Origin of the sequence: Pseudoclavibacter sp. Z016 (assembly GCF_002931215.1) — a bacterium.
GTDB lineage: Bacteria > Actinomycetota > Actinomycetes > Actinomycetales > Microbacteriaceae > Pseudoclavibacter.
Genome location: NZ_PSTU01000012.1, coordinates 71416 through 79541 on the forward strand (window position 1 = coordinate 71416; position 8126 = coordinate 79541).

Consider the following 8126-nt stretch of genomic DNA (forward strand, 5'->3'; position numbering starts at 1 on the left):
TATTAGCCGACGGACCGCGATCCGTCTGCGCCTGACGCTGTGCGATTCGCCGCGGCGAGCTCGAGCAGCTCCTCTGCGTGGGCGTTCCCGGTCTCGCTGGAGGAGAGTCCCGACAGGAGCCTGGCGATCTCCTGCGTCCGGTCCGCACCGCTGATCTGGCGGATGCTGGAGGTCGTGAACTGTCCGTCGCTCGACTTCTCGATGCTGATGTGGTTGTCCGAGAACGCAGCGACCTGCGCCAGGTGCGTGACGACGATGACCTGAGCGTTCGCGGAGAGCCGCTGCAGGCGGCGCCCGATCTCGATCGCCGCGGACCCGCCGACGCCGGCGTCGACCTCGTCGAACACGAGGGTCGGCACCGAGCTCACGTCCGCCAGCACGACCTCGAGCGCGAGCATGACGCGGGAGAGCTCGCCGCCGGACGCGCCCTTGCCGAGCGGGGCCGGCTCGGTTCCCGGATGCGGACGGAGCATGAAGGCGACCCGGTCGCCGCCGTGGGCCGTGATCTCGTCGAGCGGGGTGATGGCCACGGTGAGCTGGGCTGCCGGCATGGCGAGCGCGTGGAGCTCCTCCGTGACCCGCTCCTCGAGCACCGCAGCCGTCGCGGTCCGGAGTTCCGTGAGGCGCGTAGCCGCGGCGGCGAGCGCCTCCTCCGCCTCGGCGATCTGCGCCTCGAGCTGCTGGATGCGCGTCGAGTCGTTCTCGAGTTCCAGCAGCTGGATGCCCGCTTGGGAGCCGAGCTCGATCACGTCGTCGAGCGTCGGTCCGTAGGTGCGCGTGAGGCTCGTGAGCAGCGTGAGCCGCTCGTTGAGCTCCGCCAGTTCACCGCTTCCCTCGGCTTCGAGTCCGTCGAGGTAGCCGGCGAGGCGCAGGCCGAGCTCGTCGATGGCGAACGAGATGTCGGCCGCCGCCTGTCCGAGCTCACCCAACGCGGGGTCGCTCGCTGTCGCGCTGTCGATGAGGGCCCGCACCTGCGAGACCAGCTCGGTGGAGCTCGCGCCGCCCTGTCCGCCGAATCCTGCGGAGCTGTCACCGGCGAGGAGCTCGTGCGCCTGGCCGACGTCGCGCCGGAGCGCCTCGAGGTTGGAGAGCCGCTCGATGCGGGCGAGGAGCGTCACGTCCTCCCCCGCTTGCGGCTCGGCCGGCTCGATGTCGGCGAGTGCCCGGCGCAGTCGGGCGGCTTCGAGCTCGCGCTCGGCCTCAGCGTCGCTCAGCGTCTGCAGCTCGGCGCGCAGCTCGCCCCGGCGGACATGCGCCTCGCGAACCGTGGTGCGTGCGCTGCGCAGCTCGGCGCCGCCGAACGCATCCAGCGCGGCACGCTGCGCTCCCTCGCTGCGAAGCCGCCACTGGTCGCTCTGCCCGTGCACCACGACAAGGCGCTCTCCGAGGTCGGCGAGGATCGAGGCTGGCACCCCGCGCCCGCCGAGCCAGGCTCGGCTCCGACCCTCCGCGCTCACCTGGCGGGCCACGAGGAGCTCGTCGTTCTCGTCGAGCTCTGCGCCCGCGTCTGCCGCGAGGCGCGCTGCGGCACTGTCGGCGTCGAGCTGCCAGCGCCCCTCCACGACTGCCTTGCTCGCGCCCGACCGCACCGCGTCCGCGGATGCGCGCCCGCCGCGGAGCAGGCCGAGCGCCGTGACGATCATGGTCTTTCCCGCGCCGGTCTCACCCGTGATCGCGGTGAAGCCGGGGCCGAGGGGAAGCTCGGCGCGTTCGATGACGCCGAGGCCGGAGATATCGATGTCAAGAATCATGCGCGTGCGGGTCCTCGCCATCCTGAAGTCGGGAGTTGGAACTTTTCCACAAGTCGTTTGCTGAACGGCGCGCTGTGGAGTCGCGCCAGACGGATCGGGGCGCCTCCCCGCGTTGCCGTCACGCGGGAGCCCGCCGTGAGGTCGTACGTGCGTCGCCCGTCGCACCACAGCACACCCGGCGTGCCGGTGCGGGGAATGATCTCCACGGCGAGCGTCGAGCTCGGGCCGACGACGATGGGCCTCGCGAAGAGGGCGTGCGCGCTGATCGGCACGAGCAGCAGCGCTTCGACCGTCGGCCACACGATGGGGCCGCCCGCCGAGAACGAGTAGGCGGTGGAGCCGGTCGGCGTCGAGAAGATCGCGCCGTCGGCGCCGAAGCTGAGCAGCGGCTGCCCGTCGACCTCGAGAACCAGCTCGAGCATCCGCTCACGGCTGGCCTTCTCGATGGATGCCTCGTTGAGGGCCCAGGTCTCGTAGACGGTCTGGCCGCCGAGCGTGACCCGGACGTCGAGCGTCATCCGCTCCTCGACCTCGTAGTCGCGATCGAGGGCTCGTCCGACGGCGTCCGCGAGCGAGTCTCGCTCGCTCTCGGCGAGGAAGCCGACGTGACCGAGGTTGACCCCCAGAATCGGGACCCCGGCATCGCGCACCAGCTCGGCGGCACGCAGGATGGTCCCGTCGCCCCCGAGCACGATGGCGATCTCGACTTCGTCGGCCGCGAGCTGATCGCCGAGCGCCATGGTCGTCCGGGGCACCCGGTTCCTGTCGAGGCGCAGCAGCTCGCGGTGCGTCGAAGGCTCGAGCACGGGAACCACGCCGGCATCGTCGAGCAGCTGCAGCACCGTCATGGCCGCCTCGATGGCGTCTTCGCGTGCGACATGGCTGACGACGAGGATCCGCCGCTTCGAGTTTCCGCTCATCGATCTGCCTCCAAGTCCTCCGCTTCGACGATGGCTCGCCGCAGAGTGTCGAGTCTGTCAGCATCCGCTGGACTCGAGCCTCTCGACGTGCGGAAGACCGCGACGAATTCCGAGTTCCCGTGCGTTCCCACGATGGGAGACGGCCGCAGCGAGACGAGCTCGAGCCCGCAGCCGGCAGCTTCGACGAGCACTCGCTCGAGTGCGGGCGCAACCAGCCTGCGGTCGTGGACGATGCCGCCCTTCACGCCCGTCCGCCCGACCTCGAACTGCGGCTTGATGAGCAGCACGGCGTCGACGATCCCGGGCGCCATCGCCAGGATGGGGGCGATGACCTTGGTCAGGGAGATGAACGAGAGGTCGCCCACGACGAGGTCGATATCGGCGGAGCGCACGGGCGATTCCGCTGCCACGAGCAGTTCGTCGAGCTGCTCCGCGTCGACGAACCGGGCGTTGACGCCTTCCAGGTTCGAGACGCGAGGATCTTCGCGCACCGACGGCGCCAGCTGGTCGTGCCCGACGTCGAGTGCCACGACGTGACGTGCGCCGCGAGAGAGCAGCACCTGTGTGAAGCCGCCGGTGGATGCACCCACGTCAAGCGCCACTCGACCAGTGGGATCGAGCGTCGGCACCGCGTCGAGACCCGCGACGAGCTTGTGCGCGGCTCGCGAGACGAAGTCGTCTCCCCCAGCGATCGTCAGCTCGTCGTGGTCGGCGACGCGGAGGCCCGTCTTGCTCGCCTGCACACCGTTCACGGACACCAGCCCGGCCTCGATGAGGCGCGCCGCGGCCGTGCGGCTGCGCGCGAGCCCACGGTGGGTGAGCTCGGTGTCGAGGCGCTTGAGCGGCCCTCCCTCGGGCGTCGTGATCGGACCGTTCACGCGCTGTCCCCGTCGAAGAGCTCCACGGGAGTGCTCTCCAGGAGCTCCCCCAGCTGCTGGTGCAGCTGCGAGAACTCGGCCGCGCGCTCCGAGACGGGCAGGGACGCGATCCGATCGAGCTCGGGGCCGAGCTCCGTGTCGTCGGCGGCCCCGCCTGGGTCGATGCTCATGACGCGAGTTCCGAGTACAGCACCTCCGGCACCCGGAGCGCGTAGATGAGCTTCTCCGAAGCCGCGATCGCTGCGCAGCCAGCACGCAGGAGGTTGATGGGCGAGGAGCCGGCGCGGTCGACGATGACGTCGATGCCACGCACTGTGACCTGCGCGTCTCCGACGCGCGCGACGGCCACCTCGGCCTGTGGACGCTCGCTGACGACCTTCGGGTACGGCTGCGAGAGCTCGCGAAGGTCGCTCAAGATGAAGTCGGGACGCTGACCAGGGGGCGCCGCGATGAGCTGCTTGGGGCGGTCGACGCCCGTGAGCACGAACGCCGAGGCCATGCCGGCGTTCGAGGCACCCTTGATGTCGGTGTCGAGTCGGTCGCCGATGAACAGCGCCTTCTTCGCGTCGAAGCGGCGCACCGCCTCGTCGAAGATCGCCTTCTCCGGCTTCCCGGCGACGAGCGGCAGCTTCTGCACCGCCGTGTGCACGGCCGACACCAGCGTTCCGTTGCCCGGGGCGATGCCGCGAGCGACAGGGATCGTCCAGTCCTGATTCGTCGCGACCCACGGGATGTCGCGCGCGAGCGCGAACGAGGCCTCCGCGAGGTGCTCCCAGCCGACGTGCGGCGCGAAGCCCTGGATGACTGCGTCGGGTTCGTCGTCCGCGGATCGCGTCACGCGGAATCCACCCTTGGCGAGCTCGTCGATGAGACCGTCCCCACCGACGACGAGCACAAGCGCGCCGGGGGCTACCTGGTCAGCCAGGAGACGCACCGCCGCCTGCGGACTCGTCACGACGTCCTCGGCCGTCAGCGTGAGCCCCAGCTCGCGCAGATGCTGCGCGACCTGCTCATCCGTGCGGGAGGCATTGTTCGTGATGTACCCAGAGCGGAGACCGGACGCGGCGAGCGCATTCAGGCTCTCCACCGCGTAGGGCACCGGGTTCGGTCCGCGGTAGACGACGCCATCCAGGTCCGCCAGCACCACGTCCACGCCGTCGAGCGGGGAAGGTCCGGTTCCGGTGCTCTTCTTGAACAAAGCCATCAGGATCTCTCGTCTCTCTCGGCTCGTCGGCTTCGGCAGCCTGACTCTTGGGATCTTGGCGTCGGCCCAGGCAGGATCGACGCGATTCGCGCACTTCGCGCGAGGTACAGGCACAGCGGGCGCTGCGGGCCCCGCAGGCGGGCGCGGGGCGGCGGAGTGGATCCGCCGCCCCGCATCCGATCACAGGTCGAAGAGGGGCTCGGGCTCGTCGCCCTTGCGCTTCTTCTCCTCGTCTTCGTCGTCGTTCTCGTCGTCGCTGTTCTCGGCGTCGCTGTCATCAGCGTCCGATGCAGCATCGGCAGGCGCGGCGTCAGCGTCTGACTCCGATGCGACCTCGGCCTCAGCAGGTGCCGGGACGACATCGAGCTCGACGTCGACGGCAACAGGCGCGCTCTCGTGCTCGTCGATGTCGTGCTCGTCGATCGCGAGTTCCTGGGCATCCTCGGCAGCGGCGACGATCTCGTCAGCCTCTTCCTGGACTTCCTTCGCCTCGTCGGCAGTCTCCGCGTCAGGGACGATCTCGTCGGCCTCTTCCTCGACCTCATCCAGCGCCTCGGCTTCGGCGACGATCTCGTCCGCCTCTTCCTCGACCTCGGCGACCAGTTCGTCGTCGAGCACGGCAGCGGCGTCGTCGATGACATCGGCCTCAGCCGCAGCCTCCGATTCGGGCTCAGCTGCAACCGTGTCACCGGCCGCCGCGAGCAGCTCATCTACCTCGGCTTCGAGGTCGTCCTCGTCACGCGAGTACTCCGCGGCCTCGGATGCTTCGCCATCTGCGACGCTTCCCGAGCCTTCGACAGCGCTCGTCGAGCCTTCGCCCGTGATCTCGGTCTCGGTCTCGGCTGCGATCCCGTCCTCGTCGATCTCGTCTTCCTCGAGAGGGGGGAACTCGCCTTCGGTGACGACTTCGATGGTCTCGTGCTCGTCGTGCTTGACGGCGTCGAGAGCATCCTGCGCCCTGGTGGCGAGGGCCGTCCAGCGCTCGGCTTCTGCGGTGCGCTCGAGTTCCTCGAGCACGGTCGCGTAGGCGGCGAACAAGGCCGGGCTGTACGAGTAGGCGCGCTTCGGGTCGAGCTGCGGGATCTCGAGTTCAGCAAGCGCGAGGTCGGCGGCGCCCTGATCGAGACGCGCACCGGACATGGCGATGGCGACCTGGACCAGTTCGGCCGGGCCGAGCCCCGTGCGGTCGGCGGCGCGACCGAGCTCGAGGGCCCGGTCCGGGCGGCCGAGGCCGCGCTCGCTGTCGATCATGAGCGCCAGCTGGTCTTCCTTGCCGCTGATGCGACGGTAGGTACGCAGCTCGCGGAGTGCCAGCGCGTAGTCGCCGATCGTGTACGCCGTGATGGCGAGGGTCTCGCGCACCATGGCGATACGTCCGCCGCGGCGTGCCGCCGAGACGGCATGCTGATGGGCGAGCTCGGGATCGCTGTCGATCAGCACCGATGCCATCACGAGGTGCCTGGCGACGAATTCCTGGTTGGTCGCCTCGAGCGTCTTGAGCTCGTTGCGGGCGCCCTTGGGGAGATCCGACTCGCTGACCTCGTCGGGAACGATGGGGTCGATGTGCTCTGCCCGAACCGGGCGGAGCTCACGCGCGAGCAGCTCCTCCTCGGTCAGTTCCGGACGCTCAGGCGCCGGACGTCCGCGGCCGCCAGAGAAGCCGCGATCGTCGCGTCCGCCACGGCTGTCGCCACGGGGGCCAGATGAGCGACGCTCGCCGTCACGGGGAGGGTAGGACTTGCGCTCGCCGCGGTTGTCGTCACGAGGCGCGTAGGTCTTGCGCTCACCATCACGAGGAGGGTACGACTTGCGCTCGCCGCGGCTGTCGTCACGAGGCGCGTAGGACTTCCGCTCGCCACGGTTGTCATCACGCGGTGCGTACGACTTCCGCTCACCGTCGCGGGGCGGGAACGACTTGCGCTCGCCGCGGTCGTCGCGGGAGTTGTAGGGACGACGCTCCCCGTCACGAGGCGGGTACGACTTGCGCTCGCCACGGCTGTCATCGCGAGGAGGGTACGACTTCCGCTCACCACGGTTGTCGTCACGGGGCGCGTAGGACTTGCGCTCACCATCACGAGGAGGGTACGACTTGCGCTCACCACGGTTGTCATCACGAGGCGCGTACGACTTTCGCTCGCCGCGGTTATCGTCACGAGGTGCGTACGACTTCCGCTCACCACGGTTGTCATCACGCGGTGCGTACGACTTCCGCTCACCACGGCTGTCATCACGGGGTGCGTACGACTTCCGCTCGCCATCGCGGGGCGGGAACGACTTGCGCTCGCCGCGGTCATCGCGGGAGTTGTAGGGACGACGCTCACCGTCACGCGGTGCGTACGACTTCCGCTCGCCATCGCGGGGCGGGAACGACTTGCGCTCGCCGCGGTCATCGCGGGAGTTGTAGGGACGACGCTCACCGTCACGCGGAGGGTAAGACTTGCGCTCGCCACGGCTGTCGTCACGCGGTGCGTAGGACTTCCGCTCGCCGTCACGAGGAGGGTACGACTTTCGCTCGCCACGGCTGTCGTCACGCGGTGCGTAGGACCTCCGCTCGCCGTCACGAGGAGGGTACGACTTGCGCTCGCCACGGCTGTCGTCGCGTGGTGCGTAGGACCTCCGCTCGCCGTCGCGGGGAGGGTACGACTTTCGCTCGCCGCGGTTGTCATCACGGGGGGCGTAGGACTTCCGCTCGCCGTCACGCGGTGGGTACGACTTTCGCTCACCACGGTTGTCATCACGCGGTGGGTACGACTTGCGCTCACCACGGTTGTCATCACGCGGTGCGTACGACTTGCGCTCACCGCGGTTGTCATCACGCGGTGCGTACGACTTCCGCTCACCATCGCGGGGCGCGTACGACTTGCGCTCGCCGCGCTGGGCATCGTCACGGTTGTTGTAGCTGCGTCGTTCTCCCTGGTTGCGGTCGCCGCCGCCTGCGTAGGGCTTGCGGTCGCCGAACTGCTTGCGGTCGCCGCCGCGGGAGTTCGCATCCCGTCGCCCATCCTGGCCGCTGCGTTCCTGGCGGTTGCCTGACCCGCGTTCGTTGCTCGGGTTTCGCCGCTCGTTGTCGTTTGCGTCCATGAATAGCTCCTCGGGATGCGCTGTCGAATTGTTGTCGTGCTTGTCTGAATGCGCCTCACCTTGGACGCTTGCGTCGCCACCCAGCCTACGTCACAGCGCTCCGGAGCTCAGGGACGTGCCCTGTGCTGCCATCGGGGTGCTTCGGCGCTGCGTTGTATTGTCGCGGTTGGTGGCGAATGAAAAAAGCCGGGGTTGGTCATCGAGGAGCATCTCTGCTCACTCAACAACCAACCCCGGCTTATGAAGAAGTCCGGCGGTGACCTACTCTCCCACAGGGTCCCCCCTGCAGTAC

Annotated in this window: 6 protein-coding genes; all 6 read right to left on the minus strand. The window is 69.1% G+C overall.

The features are described 5' to 3' along the window. Positions 1-2: 2 nt before the first annotated feature. Positions 3-1751 carry a DNA repair protein RecN gene (gene recN, locus C5B99_RS11785; RefSeq protein ID WP_104242314.1) on the minus strand — a complete coding sequence of 583 codons (1749 nt, stop codon included), beginning with the start codon at positions 1749-1751 and terminating at the stop codon, positions 3-5. Next, positions 1748-2671 carry an NAD kinase gene (locus tag C5B99_RS11790; RefSeq protein WP_104242281.1) on the minus strand — a complete coding sequence of 308 codons (924 nt, stop codon included), beginning with the start codon at positions 2669-2671 and terminating at the stop codon, positions 1748-1750. Before C5B99_RS11790 ends, recN begins: the two co-directional genes overlap by 4 nt. Beyond that, on the minus strand, positions 2668-3549 hold the full coding sequence (locus C5B99_RS11795; protein ID WP_258063202.1) for a TlyA family RNA methyltransferase: 882 nt from the start codon (positions 3547-3549) through the stop codon (positions 2668-2670). Before C5B99_RS11795 ends, C5B99_RS11790 begins: the two co-directional genes overlap by 4 nt. Next, a complete protein-coding gene (locus tag C5B99_RS19315) occupies positions 3546-3719 on the minus strand; it encodes a hypothetical protein (RefSeq protein WP_181064996.1) in 174 nt (57 codons plus the stop codon). Before C5B99_RS19315 ends, C5B99_RS11795 begins: the two co-directional genes overlap by 4 nt. After that, complete coding sequence (locus tag C5B99_RS11800) at positions 3716-4753, minus strand: HAD-IIA family hydrolase (RefSeq protein WP_104242283.1); 1038 nt, start codon at positions 4751-4753, stop codon at positions 3716-3718. The genes C5B99_RS19315 and C5B99_RS11800 overlap by 4 nt, the downstream gene beginning before the upstream one ends. Before the next feature lie 180 nt (positions 4754-4933). Then, positions 4934-7834: a hypothetical protein gene (locus C5B99_RS19320; RefSeq protein WP_181064997.1), complete on the minus strand. Its 2901-nt coding sequence runs from the start codon at positions 7832-7834 to the stop codon at positions 4934-4936. Positions 7835-8126: the final 292 nt, after the last annotated feature.